The organism is Enterococcus sp. ZJ1622, from assembly GCF_011038845.1.
In the GTDB taxonomy this organism is placed as follows: Bacteria; Bacillota; Bacilli; order Lactobacillales; family Enterococcaceae; genus Enterococcus_B.
The window spans coordinates 84,507-102,305 of sequence record NZ_JAAKDW010000011.1; the positions used below are offsets into that span (position 1 = coordinate 84,507).

The following is a 17,799-nucleotide window of genomic DNA, read 5'->3' on the forward strand; positions in this document are numbered from 1 at the left end:
CTCCCGTTTATTCTAATAGGCGTGAAGCAAAATCAAACATGCTCTCTGCCGCTTCTTGTGCCGTCATTTCTTCGTAAATCACTTTATCGACCAAAAGATTGTACTGATCTTGGATCTCAGGGTTCAGCGGACTGTCGAACACATTGATCTCTCCATTGTCCAGTTCAGAAACCATTTCCAGATAATCAAATGTCGCTTGGAGCGTCTCGTCGCCGTCTTCTGCTAATTGTTCGCGTATCTTCGACATGATTGGTACCCCACGTTCACCTTTTAGGATCTGGTTTGCTTCTTCGCTATTCTGGAAGAAGTCGATGAATTTAGCTGCTTCTTCTTTATGTTTGGAATTTTTGGACACACTCAGCATTTGAGAAGACCGCAATGGGATACCTGATTCCCCATCTGTTTTTCTTCGAGGCGGGTTGATCAATCCGATTTCCATCTCTTCAGGTGCACCTGCTAAAATCTCCGTCAATTGATTGCTCGACAAGAAAACCATAGCAGCTTTCTCATCCCTCACCGCTTGAAAAGACAGATCTGTGGTACTTGCAAACCCGCCAGGTTCTGGATGTGCTCCTTTTTTCACAAGATTTTTACGCAATTCAAAGAAATCCTTGAGATGATCCGGTTCATCAAATCCTAGACTGCTGGACAAGTCCTTTCGATTATAAAAATTCAGTCCTTTTTCTACTTGCGGTATCTGGATGATGCATCCTACGATGAAATCTTCGAACCTGGAGATAGCATACATCCCTAGTTCCTCTCTTATCCGATAGCTGATCTGCTCAAATTCGTCCCATGTCCAATTCGACGATGGTTCAGGGATCCCTAGTTGAGTGAACACTTCTTTGTTGTAAGCGATCGCAAAAGAATTGACGCCGTTTGAAAGGCCGACGAGCTGATCATCATACGTGGTCGTAGCCAGATAAGTCTCATCTGTGTCCGAAACATCGATGATCCCTTTTTCCACATATTCATCCAGCGGTTCGATTTGATTGATATATTGCGGAAACTGGTTGTTCAACTGGAAAATGTCCCAAATGTCATTCGAAGCTGCTAAAGTCCCAAGTTTGGTATAGTAACCTTCATAATCATAAAATTCATATTCGATCGAGACATGCGGATTTTCTTTTTCATACATCTCGATGACTTGGACTGTCGCGTCATGGCGAACTTGCGAACCCCACCACGCCATGTTCAACTGGACTTTTTCCTCCTCCTTGTTTCCACATGCAGCCAAAAAACTTGAGACGAATACCACAGCTAAGAAAAGTTTTACTTTGTTTTTCATCCTCTTTCCCTCTTTCACATTCTTTTAGGCTCATATTTCCATCTAAAATTTGTATTTCTTTTCACATAACAGCGTGAAACACACTCTCGTCTGATTTGATTGCTTCGCTGTCCTCCAATCACCCTTGATGTAAAATAGAAACAAGGCTTGCCCGTTTATTTCGCCTCTCGATCAAGAATGGATGCTTTTTGCTTCAGAATATCAGTTGTTCTTCTTCCATTCGTCCACTTCGTAATCGTTTGGCAAATAACAAAAAAGGATATCGGACGGCTGTCCAATATCCTTGACATAGCTAAATAAGCACGCTTCGAAATGTACACTTCCCCTTTGAAAACATGACAAAAATGCCTAGTAATCCTGCATAAAATCAGGTACAATATACACGTCGATGCACAAGCATTGACTATGGCAACTTGATTGGTCAGTTCCCGCTGACTTATCAAGGCCCTGGCTCTTAGCTGCTACTAAGGATCAGGGTGCCTTTTTTTCGTTTCTATTTGTTTTTCATTTTATAGAAAGCGCTTTAACAAATCAAGCTTATTTTCGAAAAAAATAATTTAATAACAATACTATACTCTTGCTTTTAATATAGCCACTATAAAAAAACAAAAAATCTTTCATTCTCTCACCATTGGCTACTCGGTTTAGCTTCTTGGCTCTTCAAATAGAACAAAAAAAGAAAACTGGAACAAAAGAGCGAGCCTCTTTCCAGATTTCTTTTTTGCTGTTTTTACTTGTTCTATTTTATTTACTTTCATGCTCCATGATCGCTTTTTTCAGTCTTCCGGTATTTTTCCATTTTACGACTGAAAAGTTCGCCACTGCTAGGTGGTGTGTACGTGATCGCATTCGCCCCTGCTTCGATCGTTTCTAAAATACTTTCTTCAGTAGGTCCGCCTGTAGCGATAATCGGAAGTTCTGGATATTTTTGTCGAAAATAACGGACAGCAGCTGCTGTTTCTTTTCCTGCACTGATATTGATGATCGAGATCCCTGCTTCAAGCTTTTCATCGATTTTTGTGTACTTGGACGTCACTGTACTGATCACTGGAATATCGACCACCTGACAAACTTCTTGGACTGTTTCCAGAGGCGTTGGCCCATTCAAGACCACACCTAATGATCCTTGCGCTTCAGCAAACATACTCATATAAGAAGAACGCGCTCCTTGGGTCAGCCCGCCACCTACACCTGAGAAAACCGGTATATCCGCAGCTTCGATGATGCTTTTCGTGATTGCCGGGTGTGGTGTGAATGGATACACAGCAATAACTGCATTCGCATTGGTGTTCCTGATGATTGCGATATCTGTAGTGAAGATGATCGAACGGATCATCTTACCGAAAATCTTGATCCCGCTTGCTTTCAAAATGACTTCAGGAACTTTGACGATATCCTTGCGCAATTCTGTCATGATTTCCGGAATAAATTGTTCTGCCATGTTTCCACTCCTTTTTTATTTATCTGCGATCGTACTGATTCAGCTGATACGTTTCGATCACCTCAATGATTTTTTGTGCATACGTCGGGTCAGTCGCATAACCCGCATCCTGTAGTGCTTGGGCGGCTTCTTGATAATCAGCAGCTGTGATGACTTTCTCATAGAGTGCAGGATTCCAATCGACCCCTTGGATGAATAATCGAGTATGGTCATCCATCGATTGTTCCCATGAATCATAGACGCGAAAATCACCTTGGATCGTGATCCATTCCTGATTCACGAATTCTTTTGTTTCTAGACTGACTTTCTTTTGTCCCTCGTATGCTTTGATCCCGAATAGATTGTTGTATTCACTGGCTAAGGTGCTTTTTCCCCAATTCGATTCCAAGATCGCCTGCCCTAGAATAATACTCGGCAAGACACCATAAGCATCTTGCAATTCTTGTGCATGAGGAACTAACCGATCGATGAATTCTTGGTGCGATTGGGCTTCTTGCTCTTGGCTGTGATCTGAAAAAGGAGAAGATACGCTTCTCAATGAAAAAACAAAAGCAGTTGCGATCAGCAAGATACCTGCTATGACAGCTATCCCTCGTATATTCTTTCGTTTTTGCTTCTTCCATTTTTTCTTAGCCATATCGCCCGCCTACTTTTCGTTTAATTCGTCGAGATATTCTTCTAATGTTAATTGCTTGTTCGTGATATATTCTGCATTTTCCTTTCCTACATAGCGCAGATGCCATGGTTCATAGGTGATTTTGGTGATATCTTCACGTCCTTTTGGATAACGAACAATGAAGCCGTACTTTGCAGCATTTTCCGCGATCCATTTCGCACCGGGCTGTTCGCCGTAGTCTGCGTCCAACACCGTTTTAGGATAGTTCTGGTACCAGTTCTGGTCCACTACGTCCACTGCGAGACCAGTATGATGTTCGCTATAGTCAGGTTCAGTGATCGTTTCTTTCGTGATCTTCGTCGCCTCTTCTTCTGAGACACCTTGTCGACTCATCACTTCCTGTACATTTTGCGCAAAGACTTCCTGTTGTGAGGCAACAGACCGATAAGCAGATACCATGACTAAAGGAAAACCTGCAGTTTCTGCTGCTTTGGCAAATTCTTCATAGTCTGGCGCAATCCTTTTGTCTACCAAATAGCCATTGCTTAATGCAGCCAATTGTGTAGATTCATCGATTTCTTTTTCCAGTTTATGATCTGGCCCGACCAGGATCAGCTCCCAGTCACTAGAGCTGGCATCTGGCAAATCAGTACGCTTCTTTTCTGAAGAATGGTCTGTTTTTGTTTCCTTTTTTGTTTCTTTTTTTGTTGCATTTTTACTGCTTGTTGCTGTCTGTTCTGTTTTCTGGACATTTGCTTGAACTTCTGAGCGCATCGCGTGTTCACTCACAACGACATACCCCATAGCTGCGATCATGATAATGACCGAACCAAATCCTAAAAATTTATTCACTTCTAAAATCCTTTCATTTCTCTTCGCCTTCTATTCCTTCATGAACATATGTCTCTTCTAGATTTTCACTCACCCAATCCAAAAGTTCCACTTTATCTGCTTCGATTTGACGCTGGATATCTGCTGGAAGACGAAAATTCAAGATATCGTCATAGCCCCATTCATCATATTGGATACTTACTTTCAGGTCAAGAAACCGACTGGTGTGCGTATTGTTTTTCAAAGGGACGATCTCTACTTGTGCCGTACCGCTGCTTAACCATTTTTGTGCGATACGTGTTTTGATCTGTTTGTATTCCGCAACGGCGATCGTCCGTTTTTCTGGAAAAATGATGGTTTGCCGCAAGATTTTTTGCGTAAGCATCCATTCGTAATCAGTAAACAGATTTTTTACTTTCTGCATTGCTTCAGAAGGCAGATTTTTCTCGCCTTTTTTCCATTTCTGCCATTGTTCCTCACTAATCAGTAAGTATTCCTCTAAAAATACTTTTTCAGTTTCGAATTGTTCTAACAAGACACTCATTACCAGGTCAACATATACTTGATGCACGATAATCCCCTCCTGTTTTATTCTACTTAAGTTCTTTGGAAAAAGCATCTTTTAAATCATCGTTTTCATCTTTTTTAACGTTTTGATCAGTCTGTTCCAACGATGAGGATACTTTTTGATATAATAAGTACGGACATAGACAAGCATGTTTATAAATCCATTTCAAATATAACACGAAAAGGAGAGGATATATATGAAAAAGTATCAGTGGGGAATCATCGGACTAGGGTCGATCGCCCATGAATTCGCAGCGAGTTTCGATCAGGAAACAAGCGTGCTGGCTGCTGCTGCCTCAAGAAATTTGACAAAAGCTGAAACATTTGCCAAACGTTATGAGATTCCGAAAGCTTACGGCAGTTACGAGGAATTGCTGAATGACGATGCGATCGATATCATCTACATCGCTGTTCCCAATCGACAACATATCGAGCACATCCTGAAAGCACTGGAAGCAGGCAAACATGTCTTGTGCGAAAAAGCGATCACTATGAATAAAAAAGAATTGGCAGAAGCGATGAAGCTTGCTGAGGAAAAAGAACTGATCCTTGCAGAAGCCATGACGATTTTCAATATGCCGTTGTATCAACAATTACGTTCATTGATAGATACTGGAAAACTGGGCGCCTTGAAAATGATCCAAGCGCCCTTTGGCAGTTATAAAGAACCGGATCCTTCCAACCGCTTCTTCAATCCTGATTTGGCAGGCGGCGCGCTGTTAGATATCGGGACGTATGCTGTTTCCTTCGCACGTTTTTTCTTAAGCTCACAGCCAGAAGTCATCGCTTCTGATATGGTCCCTTTCAAAACGGGCGTGGATGAACAGTCTGTCACGATTTTACGCAATAAAGAACAGGAGATGGCTGCTGTCAGTTTGACCTTCCAGGCAAAAATGCCGAAAATCGGTATCGTTGCTTTTGAAAACGGCTACTTCACCATCGCTGATTATCCGCGAGCCGATCGGGCAGAAATCATCTACACCGATGGTACAAAAGAATTGATCGAAAGTGGAAGTACGATGAATGCGATGAATTATGAAATCGAGAATATGGTCAAAATGATCGAAGGCGAACTGCCGAACCGCTCTCTTTTCCTGACAAAAGATGTCATTGCTATCTTGGATGAAATGCAAGTTCAATGGGAGAAACAGGCGGATTGATCGATGTTTGCCTCTGAAATCAAATAAACCAGCTTATCCGCTTTATCAACATGCGGACAAGCTGGTTTATTTTTCCTCTTTCTGATGAAAAAACTCTGCTTTGATCTCTACAAAACTTTTAAAAGACTGTAAAAATTGGAAGAGTTCTGCACGGTCTTCAAATTCTGCACGGCTTTCGGGCAGAGCCATTTTCCTGTAACCATCATAGACTTCTTCGATACGCAGCAAAATTTGTTTCCCATCATTGGTTTCAGAAAAAGTTTCTGCCGTATAGATCAGCAAACCATAAATATGTTTTCCATACTGAGCGGGTTGTTGGATTCTTTCCAGATTTTCCAGCATATCTTTTATGACATTTGCTTGCGCCCTTCTCATAGCAAAATATGTCTCGTAATAAGCAGGTTGTCTCATCCAGTAGTTCTCCTGATGTTCTCTGGCATCTGTCTGGCTTTTGCGGATGAATGTCAATAGATCTTCACAGCTTATTTCTAAATCTTCTTTGTTTTCTGATAAAAGAAATCCTGCCATTTTTTTCAAGATCACGCGAAATTCTGTTTCGATTTCCATCTGGTTTTTCTGTAGCTGTCTTGTACGGTCCGGCATATAGATGTTCGCGACTAGAGCAAACACCAGCCCGATCGCCATCAGCGCTGCTTCATTGCTTATCAATTGCCATGACATCCTTGCCTCCACCAGATAATGTGTGACTAAGACGGCATTCACGACGATCCCTTCCGTCAATTTAAATCGAGCGGCAAACGGTATGAACAATAACAAAAAGAAGCCGAAACCGAGGATCGTATAACCGACAGCTGCAAAACTAACAAAAGCAGCGGCTGTTGCTAACAAAAAAGCTGCTATCCGATTGATTCCTGTTCGCAAAGTAGATTTTCTCGTATTCCCTACACTCAACAGAGCGATGATCCCAGCAGAAGGCCAATATAAAAGTGAAAGACTGCTGGCAGCTGCCATTGAAAAGATCACGCTGACTACTGTTTTTACTGTCCGCATCCCTATACGCATCTTCTTTTATTTTCCCCCTTCTTTTCTCTATTTATTATACTCGACTTATGAAAAACTGGCTATCCGGTGAAAGATTAGGTATGATAATAAAAAGACCAAAAAGGAGAACCTCTATGCAATTTGGCCGTTTTCGACTAGGTATGCGAACGATAAAAAGCGCTTTAGCCGTTTTTCTCTGTATTTTGTTTTTCCATTTGTTCCAACGAGGGATCCCTATGATTGCTGCGTTATCTGCTGTTTTTTCCTTACGGCAGGATCTGACTTCGACCGTATCTTTCGGGCGCTCTCGGATCATTGGAAACACGCTTGGCGGTACCCTAGCTATCGTTTATTTCTTCGTCAAAAGTTATTTCCATAACGATTTTCTTGTAGAGCTGTTTTTACTGCCTTGTTTAGTGATCGTCGTGATCGTTGTATCGGATGGCATCAACAATAATTCGGGCATCATTTCCGCGATTGCTACTTTGCTGCTGATCTCATTGAGCATCCCACAAGGTGAATCGGCTTTGTATGCCATCCAGCGGGTCCTAGATACATTTATCGGTACCTTCATCGCTATCGGCATCAATTTTTTCCTTCGTCCTCCCGAAATCGAGAAAAAAGAAGAACTGACAGAAGATCTCGAGGAATTGAAGAAAAAAGAACGATTGCTTCGGGAAAATTTACAAGAAATCGAAACTCAGATCCAGCGACATTCTGAGAAGAACGAGTAATGAATCTTTCCTTGTTTATCCTAAAGATACGAAAACGCCCTTATCTTTTCAAAGGGCGTTTTTGCATTTTCTTGCATCTTATTCGTTTTCTGAAACTGGTTGCTGCACGGATTCGTTCGGCGCTTCATACATATTGACTTGGCTCGTTGTTCCGCGTGTCGATAAATTCTCGACGATTTCTTTCAGATCAAGACCTGTCGTAGCCTTCAATGTTTCCTGAGTGGTCGAAAGGAGGTTCGTTGCGTAACTGGTCACCCGGTTGGCACCACCTGATTCACCTGAACTGTTCCCTGTATCGACAACCGAGATTTTTTCGATATTGCCTAAAGGCTGTGCTGCTTCACGCATCAGTTGAGGAAGCATGTCGATGACCATGCTCAAGACCGCAGCTTCACCATATTCCTTGAAGGCATCGGCGATTTTCTGTTTTGCTTCGGCTTCGGCTTTTCCTTTTGCTAATGTCGCTTCAGCTTCTGCTTGTCCAGCCAAACGAGTCTTGTTGGCTTCTGCCTCAGCTAATGCTTCGACACGGAAACGTTCAGCTTCGGCTTCAGTGACTTCCTTGACCTTTTGCGCTTGTGCTTCTTGCTCTTTGGCGTAACGATTGGCATCTGCTTTTTTCTTCACTTCAGAGTCATATTGTTTTTCGCGACGCGTGATTTCTTTTTCTTCTAATTCGATTTGTTTCTGTCGTTCGACGACTTTCACTTGCATTTCTTGTTCGATTACTTGTTGCTGTGCACGTGCACTCTCTAAGTTATAAGCTTGGTCTGCTTTCGCTTTAGCGACATCCTGCTCTTCTTTATAGGCTGCTAGCTTCAATTCTTTTTCTTTGAGAGATTCAGCGATTTCTGTCTGACGCTGTAACTCGGCTGCTTGTGATTCTTTTTCAGCTTGTGCTTTTTTGATCCGTGTTTCTTTCAATGCTTCCGCTTCTGCAATATCTGCATCCCGTTTTACTTGGGCAATCCTTGGTTTACCTAAAGAATCCAGATAGCCGTTTTTGTCCCGTACTTCTTTGATCGTAAATGAAACAATGATCAGTCCCATTTTCGCTAGATCGACAGATGCGACTTCCTGGACACTTTGACTGAATTTGTCTCGATTCTGATAGATCTCCTCTACGGTCATCGAACCTAGGATCGAACGCAAGTGACCTTCAAGGACTTCTCTTGCTTCATTTTCCAGTTCTTCTCTCGTTTTTCCTAAAAACTGCTCAGCTGCTGTTGCAATCTCTTCCACAGAAGAGCCGATCTTGATAATCGAAGTTCCATCACACATCACAGGGACACCTTGTTCTGTGTAGACCTCTGGCGTGGAAACATCTAATTTGCTTGACAGCAAACTGATACGATTCGACCGCTGAAAAACAGGCAGGACGAAAGCACCGCCGCCACGTACGATTTTAATCTTGTTATTGCTTTCGTCTATATGAACATTCTTACTGCCAAGATAGCTCCCGCTGATGATCAACGCTTCATCCGGCTTCGCTGTCTGGTACTTCGCTACAAAAACGATCAACAGCATCAACACAATCAGCGCTGCAATAGCAATCGCTACAAAAACTCCTGATATAACCATTCAAAACACTCCTTTACATTTTAATCATGCTCTCATAGGGCACGACATAACACACTCTTTCTCTTACCTCGATAATCAGTACTTTTGTCCCTTGGGCAGCTTCTGCTAGTTGCGGATCGTAAAAACATGCTGGGCGGCTGATGGAACCGGTCACACTTTTCAATTGGATCTCGCCCATCCCTTTGATCGGTATTGGCGTTACAACTACTGCCACTTGTCCTTCCAGCGACCTTTCTGATGAAGACAATGTGGATTCAGCGTGTTTCATCGGCATCAGAATATAGAAGTTCAGCAGAAAAACCAAAACGGTCGCGACCGCCCCGCTCGCAATAAAAATGAATAACGCCGATTGATCTGTCAGTTTCTCGCCCAAATAGCCGAATAAGCTGGTAAAAGTAAGCCATGGGATGACAAGCATTGGATCAACAGGTCCATCAAAGTCGAAAACGTCTCCAAATATAACAAGCAGCACGGCTAAAACGGCACAAACTAGCAAGGTATACCAATAGATTGTCTCTAGTGCAACTCCCCCTATCATTTAAGCGCCTCCTTTTATTTCTATGTCTATCATACCAATTATTAAAACCCCTGTATAGTTTATTTTGCGCCTTCAAAGCCATACTTTGAGAAGATGTTTTTTCTTTCTTCTAGACCTCTTCTTTATTATAATAAGCAATGAGCTTTTTAAGAAATGGGGAGAAAAATGAAAAAACTGAACAAATTATGGGGAATCTTGCTCACGTTGCTGCTTGCCGGCGCAGCTGGATGGTATGGGATCGATCAATCTGATCACCAAAAAGATGCGTCCATAGCAAAGAGCACCTATCCAACATCCAAACAGGCAGACGATCACAATGGACTGCCCACTGGCGAAGATCTTGCACCGACCGGTAAGAACCCCGGGCCTGAAAATCTAGGGACGGCTAGCTTCACATCTAAGGAACTGGCCGATCAGCAAAAAGGCTGGATCACCTATCATGAACTCGATTCTTTAGGCCGACCGACTGGAGCAGATGCCTTGCTGAAAAAAGAGATGATCAACACTGGTACTAGTGCAAATCGGGCGATCCGTCCACCCGGTTTTGTTTCGGGACCTAAATATGATCATTCACGCGGACACTTGATCGCTAAACAATTCGGCGGAAGTGGGGATGAACCGAGAAATCTTGTCACTTTATATCAGTTTCCAGTCAACGATCCATATATGAACTATTATGAACTGGAGATCCGACACGCGTTGAACAAAGGGGAAACAGTCCGCTACCGTGTCATCCCGGAATATGCTGGCGATCAGCTCATACCAGCAGATGTTTTGCTGGAGGCGAAGAGTCTTTCTGATCCTTCCTCTATCAATTTCAATGTGAAGATACCCAATATAAAGTAGGTGAAATAGATGTTTCAACCAGTAGACCAGCTGTCAACGAAAGAAACACTCAAATGGCTACACCAAAAACGGATCAGTCACTTTGACGAGCTTATCTTCTTTCCTTCTAAGGATCGATTGGCTATCAGTTTAACAGCAACGGAAAAATTCGGAGTGATCACTCGTGAGCAGCTTGATATCCTACTGATGTCTTATTATCCTGCTGCTCGAACGATCGATGGCGATTATCTGCTTGTGAACGAAAAGCAAGTCTTATTGTTCCCCCGCTCTCATATGAAAGAAGATGTCCTTTTCTATCCTAGCTCGTTCTCTGATCTATTGATAAGATACGAAAAAACAGCAGAATCTATTTATTCTTTTTTCAAAAAAGAGGAACATTGACGCAAAAAGAGGCTGTGACAAAAATCTTGTCACAGCCTTTTTTTTTCGAATAAATGGTGTTCAAAAGCTTGCATCTGCGGCACTAAGCCCAAATTTTACAAAAATTTGAGAAGCAATTTTCATCAATTCCTTCTTATTTCTTGAAGCTGTCCACTTCTGTCACAACCTTATCTTATGCGTGGTAACGTTCCACACCATCTAAATAAGTTGCTTCAAGCGTCATATCAGGATTCAATACGATAAAATCAGCATCTCTTCCTTTTGCGATTTTTCCGCATGTGTCATCGATCTTGCAGCTGACTGCTGGTACCAGACTAGCCATCATCACAGCTTGTTCAGGTGTAGCAAGTCCCCAGTCTACAACATTTTTGATCGCTTCTTTCAATTTCAGGATACTGCCGGCTAAATTACCGGATTCCAAACGTGCTGTCCCGTCTTTCACAACGACTGGGAATTCACCTAAATTATAATTTCCATCAGGCATCCCGCCAGCCATCATACAATCAGTGATCAATGCGACATGGTCATGACCAGCTTTTTCCATCAAAATCTCAGCTGCATTCGGATGTACATGATGACCATCACAGATCAGCTCTGAGAAGACATGTTCTAATGACAGTAATGCGCCTACCATACCAGGTTCACGATGGTTCAATCCACGCATTCCATTATACGCATGAACGAATACACTCGCTCCGGCTTCTACTGCTTTTTGTGCTTCTTCAAGCGTTGCATTACTATGTCCTAAAGCAACCACAACACCTTCTTCAGTCACTTGTTTCACAAACTCTTCTACACCTTTTCGTTCTGGTGCCAGAGCGATTTTTTTGATCAATCCGCCTGATGCTTCTTGCCATTCATGGAATGTATCCAAACTAGGATCACCGAAGTAGCTTGGGTTTTGCGCCCCTTTATGTTCTTCTGTAAAGAAAGGTCCTTCGAAATAGATTCCTTTGATTTTTGCGCCTGGTGCTTCTTTATACATTTTTCCGATGGTTTCAGCTACATCTTTCAAACGTTCTTTACTTGAAGTCAGCGTCGTTGGCAAGAAAGAAGTGACACCGCAAGAAAGCAATCCTTCTGACATCGCTTTGATGCCCTCAGCGTCATTATCCATTACATCATGGTTCATATAGCCATGGATGTGTGTATCGACTAATCCAGGAGCGATCCATTTGCCGCTTTGGTCAATTACGTTGATTTCTCCATCAGGTAATTCTTGGGTGTATTCACCAAAAAAACCATCTGTGATTTCAAGGTAACCTGCATTTTTCACACCTGACGTCAAAAAGAATTTGTCAGCATAGATAAAAGTTCTCATTCTATTCTCTCCTTTGGTTTTCTACCTTTAAGTTACTCTTATTTCGAAGAGAAGTCAAGAATGGTCTACACCATTTATAAGCTTTTTGAGATTTTTTTGACCGATTGAGCCAACTCTTCATAAAAAAGGGCTTTTTTCAGTTCACCTTTTCTTTTAAATATCAAACTTTTCAGAATAAACAGATCATTCAAATAGTAATAACTATTTTTTTCTTGTGCCCAATGGATCCCTTGGCTGACTTGTTCTAAAGCCGCCTCTATTTCATTCTGATGAAATAAAAAACTTCCGTAATTATAAAATATCTGCGAAAATTCGCTTTTTGTACGATCATTGATCGACTGATGAAAAAGCTGGATGCTCCGGCTCAGATAATATCTGGCTTCTGCTGTTCTTCCTGCTACTCCATAAATCTTTCCGATACAGCTGATCAGCTGTATCTCTGTATCCGAGACATGTGATCGGTCACTGGAATTGGAATAACTTAACGCTTCTTTCAGATAACACAATGCCTGGGTGATATTTTTACGAAGAGTGAATTCACAAACTCCTAAATAATAATAATAACGCTGACAATCCGCCGCCAGATAAAGATTTTCTGTTACTTCCGGTGATTTCAGTATTTGTTCCAATTTACGATAATCTCTTTTTTGAAAATAGACATCTAGCAGTTCGAATTCTTTCAATCCGCCTCGGATTGTTCCATTCGATAAACTCATGACATGATCAATCGTCACTCCTAAGCGCTGGCAAATCTGCGCCATCACCATGACATTGGGCAATTCTTCATTATTCTCAATTCTACTTAAAACACTTTGTGAACAAATATCCTGCGAAAGCATCTTTTGTGTCATCTTCTGTTCTTTTCGGATTTCTTTTATGATTGTCCCAAAGGAATCGACCAACGTTTCCATAAGTATCCTCCTCCAAAATATGCGTTTTCGCATTATATCCGTATTTTACTTTACGAAGAAAGAAACATCAAGAAAAGGGACATCTTTACATAGGAAAGTTTTTTTGTTTCTTTTCTTTTTCATGCTCTTTTTTAATCTCTTTTTTAACGAAAATCCGTTCATTTAAAAAGGAGCCGGGACGATTCGTCCCGCTCCCAAAACACGTGTGAAAATCCACTAATGGATATTCGCCATTTTTCTTTCAAAGATTCAATTTACTTTTGACGATAGGTAGACAGAAACTCCCGCATTTTATCCACTGTCACCTTCAGATCATCCATTTTCGGCAAATAGACGATTCTGAAATGATCTGGCTGATGCCAGTTGAATCCACCGCCATGTACAAGCAGGATATGGTGTTCATGCAAGAAATCCAATACGAATTGCTCATCATCTAAAATATTGAAGCGTTTCGTATCGATTTTAGGAAAGATATAAAAAGCTGCTTTCGGTTTGACGGCCGATAGACCAGGGATGTCGTTGATTGCCTGATAGATGTATTCTCTTTGTTCATAGATACGTCCGCCAGGCAGGAGCAGTTCATCCACACTTTGATAGCCGCCCAAAGCAGTTTGGATGATCTGCTGAGACAATACATTCGAGCATAGCCGCATGGAAGACAGCATGTTCAGTCCTTCAATGTAGCCTTTCACTCGGGATTTGTCACCACTCAACACCATCCATCCTACACGAAAACCTGCAACTCGATGTGATTTAGACAAGCCATTCAAGGTCACGACAAACAAATCCGGGGCTAATGTCGCGATCGGTATATGTTCCAAACCATCCATCACTAGACGGTCATAAATCTCATCTGAATAGATGATCAAGTCATTCTGACGTGCGACTTCCGCTATCTCTTCCAAGAGCTCTTTAGGATAAAGTGCACCTGTCGGGTTATTCGGATTGATGATAACGATCGCTTTTGTCCGGCTGGTCACTTTCGATTTGATATCCTCAATATCAGGATACCATTCTGCTTCTTCATCGCATATATAATGGACCGGCTTTCCGCCTGCTAAAGAAATCGAGGCAGTCCACAACGGATAATCAGGCATCGGGACTAATACTTCGTCGCCGTTGTCAAGCAATCCCTGCATACACATTGTGATCAATTCACTCACACCGTTCCCAGTGTAGATATCATTGATCGTCACATTAGGGAATTTTTTCAATTGGCAATACTGCTCAATAGCTTTTCGCGCAGAAAAAATCCCCTTTGAGTCGGAATAACCTTCTGAATCCCGTGCATTCATGATCAAGTCGCGTATCACTTCATTTGGTGCTTCGAAACCAAATGGTGCTGGATTACCGGTATTCAACTTCAGGATACTGATCCCTTCTTCTTGCATCCTTTCCGCTTCTTCAAGAACAGGGCCGCGGACATCGTAGCTGACACCTTCTAATTTGTTGGATTTTTCAAATTCTCTCATAATATGATCCGATCCCTCATTTCGAAAAGTTAGAAATTTCTGATTTTTTGTTATTCACTTATTTCAATATCATACTCTATCCTTCTCTATTTTGCCACTCATTTTATAGATGCAAGGAAGGAAATAGTTGCAAGTTTGGCTAAAGGCCTTTGTCTGCTAGATGATCATGCTTTATTTGTTTTGCCAATCATTCCATAGATTTGCCGCCCAGTCCATGGCGATACCAAAAACAACTCCTAGCATCAGTCCGCCTGAAAAACTGCCAAAAGCCAAACCAACTAGAAGTCCAGCAACCATTCCTAGTCCAGCAAATTCCCCATCGTATTTTTTCATCGCTTTCCTCACTAATTCATCTTGACATCTCGTGAAATACTCGCTATCATTATTATGTTATTGTTAATTCTTATGCAGACGTGATGGAACGGCAGACATGCAAGATTGAGGGTCTTGTGAGCGTATGCTCGTGTGGGTTCAAATCCCATCGTCTGCATCGTAGCTTGTGAAGTTTATTTACTTCATGAGCTTTTTTATTTATACAGCGTTTTTTCTATCTTCCTCTATAAATTTTTGAGGAGATATTTTTCTTGTACGTATTTTATTATACGCTTTAAAAGATAAAAATATATCACATAACTTCGTATCGCTCCATATTTCTTGTCCGGTCACTCTTTCATAAGCTCTACAAAACAGAGGTGTACTTTTAAGCTCTGACATTCGTCTTTGATAAGTTGAAGCAGAATAATTATAGGCTTTCATAAATTCTTTTTTTCTCATTTTTTTCATTTGGTTACCCCTTTATTTTATTTATATATTTATATTCTACTCTTTACAACGAGAACTCTTGTTCGCATACTCTTTTTGAGGTGACCTTTATGTTAATGGAAGAAAAAACACAATTATATTTTAACACCCTCATGTAATACCTTGCTTCTACAAGTATTTTAATACAAATAAAAAACCACCTCCTAAGAGGCGGTTAATATTCAAGATTAATTAACTATATTTATTACTTGAAGGTAAAGATAATTTTCTCGAATTCAATAAAAAACCATCCCGACCTATATTTAGACTAAAAACAAGAAGTAAATATTTCTGGGAAATATTCACATGCATTAGTCTAGTTAGTATGTTCTTTTTTTAGCATTATGCAATAAAAAAGAAGTAAAATTAACGTAGTTATAGAAATAAATAGTGATATTTTTGAAAAATATGTGTATGAGTATTTGATCAATACTTTATTTATTCCATTTTCACCTTTTATAGTAATTAAGGGTCCACTTTGTTTAGGTATTTTAATATCCTTGGAATTGACACTAATCCTTAACCCCTTGTAATGAAATACAGGAAGTACTATCGTTTTATCTTTTGATGATTCAAAAGTAAATATAATTTCATCTTTGTTTGGAGAAAAACTACTATCAATAATTTGTCCATTTTCTGTGACCTGGTGATTTTTCAAAAGTAATTGCTGTTTTTGATAACCCTCAGGAACATAGTCAAAGTTTTCAAAAGTAGCAAGTTTATCTACCATCTGTGAATTAGAATAAGTCCCCTGAAAGTTCATTTCTTTTACCATATTAACTACAGATGAGTAATTTAAAGTAGAGACAGCTAGTATTAATATTAGTATGGTATCTCTTTTCTTTGTATGTGAAATTTTTTCTAGCCATGGAGAAATAAATAAGACTCCTGAAAAAGATATAAACAATGTTGAAAATATCATAAACCGCCAAGGTGCTTGAATAATATTTAAAGGAGTATTTTGTAATGCAAACCATGGAAATATTTTCGTGCATAGTAAAATAGATATTATGCCCATAGAATAAGTGAATTTAGATAAAAATCCTAATTTTTTAAAGTTTATTGTTAATATAACTATACAAATAAACAAGACTAAACCAATACCAAACGATAGTAAATCTGAATCTATACTTCCGATCAAAAACTGTTTACCTAGATAAATTGCTCTTTTTTGTAATATATCTACGTAAGGACGATTCAAATCTTGGTACAATGTTTGTTCAAGCATAGGACCTATAAATGCTAGCGAAAGGAGCAATGTAACAACAGCTGCTTTTATTAATTTAATTACTATAGAAATTTCCATCTTCTTCTTTCGATAGAATTGAAGGATTAACGCAAGTACAATCATTACTACAGTCATTGCCACAGAAAGAACGTGTGTATAAATCAACAAAGTCATGCTCATTGTCAGCATAATCCATGATTCCTTTTTAGAGTCGTAAAGTTTTATAAATCCGAGTAAAACTAGAGGAATGATTGACATCGCGAGTAGTTCTCCTAGTGCTCCACGAAGAAATATTTCTACACTTCTAAATGAAGATGTTGTGTATATAATAGCAAAAACCAAACTAGTAAAATGTCTTTTACTAATTTCAAACATTACATAATGACATATAAATAGTGTAATCATTGTAACAGCGTAAAGGAAAAGATTATAACCTATAGCTAAATTAGTAAACTTAATTAACAAAAATAAAGGATATATAGTCAGCCATGGATAAAAGTTATTTACTTGCATGCCATATGATCTAAATGTATCAAAATTAATAGGAGAACTAAAAATAGACTCTAAACTTAAAGCACGATTGATATGAAACGCAGTATCATAAAAACCAAAAATTTCCATATTTTTAAATGCCGGAACTAAATACAGTAAGCTAACAAATGCATAAACTATAAATATTCTGATAAAATCATTCTTTTTAATCATATACCTACCCCATCATTTTTATGTTATAAATAATATCAGTTTTTTCTTAATAATACCAGTTAAATAAAGGAATTATATACCACTTCTCGGAAAACAACAGAAGGGTTATTTTATTTACAGTACCAAATAAATATAAGAAAAGCGAACCTATTTAGCTCAATACTACACCGCTCGTGGTTTCATTAGAAATAAGGCTACACTTGAGGATCTAGAGGAATTAGAAAAGTTAATTGCAGAACGAAAAAAAGAGGCTCTATAATTTCTAGGACTGATAGAATTTTCTGTCGGTCCTAGATTTTTTTGTAAAAAAACAAACAGACATACAAAAATTCCGATAGAATAGAGTCGTCTAAAACATCAATCTGAAAGGAAGTTT

Annotated in this window: 18 protein-coding genes and 1 tRNA gene; 5 read left to right on the forward strand and 14 right to left on the reverse strand. The window is 40.0% G+C overall.

Going from position 1 to position 17,799, the window contains the following annotated elements; genetic code table 11:
• Positions 1-7: 7 nt before the first annotated feature.
• The 5 genes from G7Y42_RS11385 to G7Y42_RS11405 form a co-directional block, all read right to left on the reverse strand.
• The gene (locus G7Y42_RS11385; RefSeq protein ID WP_165006079.1) at positions 8-1,288 is read right to left on the reverse strand and encodes an extracellular solute-binding protein; all 1,281 of its coding nucleotides are present in this window, start codon (positions 1,286-1,288) and stop codon (positions 8-10) included.
• Positions 1,289-2,042: 754 nt separating this feature from the next.
• Positions 2,043-2,729 (reverse strand): hydrolase, encoded by a 687-nt coding sequence (locus G7Y42_RS11390; RefSeq protein ID WP_165006078.1) that lies wholly within the window; start codon positions 2,727-2,729, stop codon positions 2,043-2,045.
• 19 nt (positions 2,730-2,748) lie between these two features.
• A complete protein-coding gene (locus G7Y42_RS11395; RefSeq protein ID WP_165006077.1) occupies positions 2,749-3,366 on the reverse strand; it encodes a glycoside hydrolase family 73 protein in 618 nt (205 codons plus the stop codon).
• Positions 3,367-3,375: 9 nt separating this feature from the next.
• Positions 3,376-4,197 carry a M15 family metallopeptidase gene (locus tag G7Y42_RS11400; protein ID WP_165006076.1) on the reverse strand — a complete coding sequence of 274 codons (822 nt, stop codon included), beginning with the start codon at positions 4,195-4,197 and terminating at the stop codon, positions 3,376-3,378.
• Between the two features lie 13 nt (positions 4,198-4,210).
• Entirely contained in the window at positions 4,211-4,747 is a 537-nt protein-coding gene (locus G7Y42_RS11405) for a hypothetical protein (RefSeq protein ID WP_165006075.1), read from the reverse strand.
• A 193-nt stretch (positions 4,748-4,940) separates the two neighbouring features.
• Here G7Y42_RS11405 and G7Y42_RS11410 point away from each other — a divergent pair, with 193 nt between their 5' ends.
• Positions 4,941-5,903, forward strand: coding sequence for a Gfo/Idh/MocA family oxidoreductase (locus G7Y42_RS11410; RefSeq protein ID WP_165006074.1), 963 nt, complete (start codon positions 4,941-4,943; stop codon positions 5,901-5,903).
• 66 nt (positions 5,904-5,969) lie between these two features.
• Here G7Y42_RS11410 and G7Y42_RS11415 read toward each other — a convergent pair whose 3' ends face one another.
• Positions 5,970-6,926 (reverse strand): aromatic acid exporter family protein, encoded by a 957-nt coding sequence (locus tag G7Y42_RS11415; protein ID WP_165006073.1) that lies wholly within the window; start codon positions 6,924-6,926, stop codon positions 5,970-5,972.
• Positions 6,927-7,039: 113 nt separating this feature from the next.
• Between G7Y42_RS11415 and G7Y42_RS11420 the strand changes: the two genes are divergently transcribed.
• Positions 7,040-7,639 (forward strand): aromatic acid exporter family protein, encoded by a 600-nt coding sequence (locus tag G7Y42_RS11420; RefSeq protein ID WP_165006072.1) that lies wholly within the window; start codon positions 7,040-7,042, stop codon positions 7,637-7,639.
• A gap of 78 nt (positions 7,640-7,717) precedes the next feature.
• Here the strand turns inward: G7Y42_RS11420 and G7Y42_RS11425 are convergent, their stop codons facing one another.
• Together G7Y42_RS11425 and G7Y42_RS11430 are read right to left on the reverse strand one after the other, a co-directional pair.
• A complete protein-coding gene (locus tag G7Y42_RS11425; protein ID WP_165006071.1) occupies positions 7,718-9,220 on the reverse strand; it encodes a flotillin family protein in 1,503 nt (500 codons plus the stop codon).
• Between the two features lie 13 nt (positions 9,221-9,233).
• Positions 9,234-9,758: a hypothetical protein gene (locus tag G7Y42_RS11430; RefSeq protein WP_165006070.1), complete on the reverse strand. Its 525-nt coding sequence runs from the start codon at positions 9,756-9,758 to the stop codon at positions 9,234-9,236.
• A gap of 165 nt (positions 9,759-9,923) precedes the next feature.
• Here G7Y42_RS11430 and G7Y42_RS11435 point away from each other — a divergent pair, with 165 nt between their 5' ends.
• Both G7Y42_RS11435 and G7Y42_RS11440 read left to right on the forward strand, forming a co-directional pair.
• Positions 9,924-10,604, forward strand: coding sequence for a DNA/RNA non-specific endonuclease (locus tag G7Y42_RS11435; protein ID WP_165006069.1), 681 nt, complete (start codon positions 9,924-9,926; stop codon positions 10,602-10,604).
• 9 nt (positions 10,605-10,613) lie between these two features.
• A complete protein-coding gene (locus G7Y42_RS11440; protein ID WP_165006068.1) occupies positions 10,614-10,985 on the forward strand; it encodes a hypothetical protein in 372 nt (123 codons plus the stop codon).
• Positions 10,986-11,157: 172 nt separating this feature from the next.
• Here G7Y42_RS11440 and nagA read toward each other — a convergent pair whose 3' ends face one another.
• The 4 genes from nagA to G7Y42_RS11460 form a co-directional block, all read right to left on the reverse strand.
• On the reverse strand, positions 11,158-12,306 hold the full coding sequence (gene nagA / locus G7Y42_RS11445; protein ID WP_165006067.1) for an N-acetylglucosamine-6-phosphate deacetylase: 1,149 nt from the start codon (positions 12,304-12,306) through the stop codon (positions 11,158-11,160).
• Positions 12,307-12,380: 74 nt separating this feature from the next.
• Positions 12,381-13,217 (reverse strand): helix-turn-helix transcriptional regulator, encoded by an 837-nt coding sequence (locus G7Y42_RS11450; RefSeq protein ID WP_165006066.1) that lies wholly within the window; start codon positions 13,215-13,217, stop codon positions 12,381-12,383.
• A 254-nt stretch (positions 13,218-13,471) separates the two neighbouring features.
• The gene (locus G7Y42_RS11455; protein WP_165006065.1) at positions 13,472-14,689 is read right to left on the reverse strand and encodes a pyridoxal phosphate-dependent aminotransferase; all 1,218 of its coding nucleotides are present in this window, start codon (positions 14,687-14,689) and stop codon (positions 13,472-13,474) included.
• Between the two features lie 171 nt (positions 14,690-14,860).
• Positions 14,861-15,022 (reverse strand): hypothetical protein, encoded by a 162-nt coding sequence (locus tag G7Y42_RS11460; protein ID WP_165006064.1) that lies wholly within the window; start codon positions 15,020-15,022, stop codon positions 14,861-14,863.
• Positions 15,023-15,096: 74 nt separating this feature from the next.
• Here G7Y42_RS11460 and G7Y42_RS11465 point away from each other — a divergent pair.
• Positions 15,097-15,179: transfer RNA gene (locus tag G7Y42_RS11465), tRNA-Leu, on the forward strand.
• A gap of 41 nt (positions 15,180-15,220) precedes the next feature.
• Here G7Y42_RS11465 and G7Y42_RS11470 read toward each other — a convergent pair.
• Both G7Y42_RS11470 and G7Y42_RS11475 read right to left on the reverse strand, forming a co-directional pair.
• Complete coding sequence (locus G7Y42_RS11470) at positions 15,221-15,472, reverse strand: hypothetical protein (protein WP_165006063.1); 252 nt, start codon at positions 15,470-15,472, stop codon at positions 15,221-15,223.
• Positions 15,473-15,806: 334 nt separating this feature from the next.
• Entirely contained in the window at positions 15,807-17,423 is a 1,617-nt protein-coding gene (locus tag G7Y42_RS11475) for a hypothetical protein (protein ID WP_165006062.1), read from the reverse strand.
• Positions 17,424-17,799: the final 376 nt, after the last annotated feature.

What these genes read in the sequence shown, in the direction of transcription:
- G7Y42_RS11385 (WP_165006079.1), bottom strand. Translation starts at nt 1,288, where the DNA reads ATGAAAAACAAAGTAAAACTTTTCTTAGCTGTGGTATTCGTCTCAAGT.
- G7Y42_RS11390 (WP_165006078.1), bottom strand. Translation starts at nt 2,729, where the DNA reads ATGGCAGAACAATTTATTCCGGAAATCATGACAGAATTGCGCAAGGAT.
- G7Y42_RS11395 (WP_165006077.1), bottom strand. Translation starts at nt 3,366, where the DNA reads ATGGCTAAGAAAAAATGGAAGAAGCAAAAACGAAAGAATATACGAGGG.
- G7Y42_RS11410 (WP_165006074.1), top strand. Translation starts at nt 4,941, where the DNA reads ATGAAAAAGTATCAGTGGGGAATCATCGGACTAGGGTCGATCGCCCAT.
- G7Y42_RS11415 (WP_165006073.1), bottom strand. Translation starts at nt 6,926, where the DNA reads ATGCGTATAGGGATGCGGACAGTAAAAACAGTAGTCAGCGTGATCTTT.
- G7Y42_RS11420 (WP_165006072.1), top strand. Translation starts at nt 7,040, where the DNA reads ATGCAATTTGGCCGTTTTCGACTAGGTATGCGAACGATAAAAAGCGCT.
- G7Y42_RS11425 (WP_165006071.1), bottom strand. Translation starts at nt 9,220, where the DNA reads ATGGTTATATCAGGAGTTTTTGTAGCGATTGCTATTGCAGCGCTGATT.
- G7Y42_RS11430 (WP_165006070.1), bottom strand. Translation starts at nt 9,758, where the DNA reads ATGATAGGGGGAGTTGCACTAGAGACAATCTATTGGTATACCTTGCTA.
- G7Y42_RS11435 (WP_165006069.1), top strand. Translation starts at nt 9,924, where the DNA reads ATGAAAAAACTGAACAAATTATGGGGAATCTTGCTCACGTTGCTGCTT.
- G7Y42_RS11440 (WP_165006068.1), top strand. Translation starts at nt 10,614, where the DNA reads ATGTTTCAACCAGTAGACCAGCTGTCAACGAAAGAAACACTCAAATGG.
- nagA (WP_165006067.1), bottom strand. Translation starts at nt 12,306, where the DNA reads ATGAGAACTTTTATCTATGCTGACAAATTCTTTTTGACGTCAGGTGTG.
- G7Y42_RS11450 (WP_165006066.1), bottom strand. Translation starts at nt 13,217, where the DNA reads ATGGAAACGTTGGTCGATTCCTTTGGGACAATCATAAAAGAAATCCGA.
- G7Y42_RS11455 (WP_165006065.1), bottom strand. Translation starts at nt 14,689, where the DNA reads ATGAGAGAATTTGAAAAATCCAACAAATTAGAAGGTGTCAGCTACGAT.
- G7Y42_RS11460 (WP_165006064.1), bottom strand. Translation starts at nt 15,022, where the DNA reads ATGAAAAAATACGATGGGGAATTTGCTGGACTAGGAATGGTTGCTGGA.
- G7Y42_RS11470 (WP_165006063.1), bottom strand. Translation starts at nt 15,472, where the DNA reads ATGAAAAAAATGAGAAAAAAAGAATTTATGAAAGCCTATAATTATTCT.
- G7Y42_RS11475 (WP_165006062.1), bottom strand. Translation starts at nt 17,423, where the DNA reads ATGATTAAAAAGAATGATTTTATCAGAATATTTATAGTTTATGCATTT.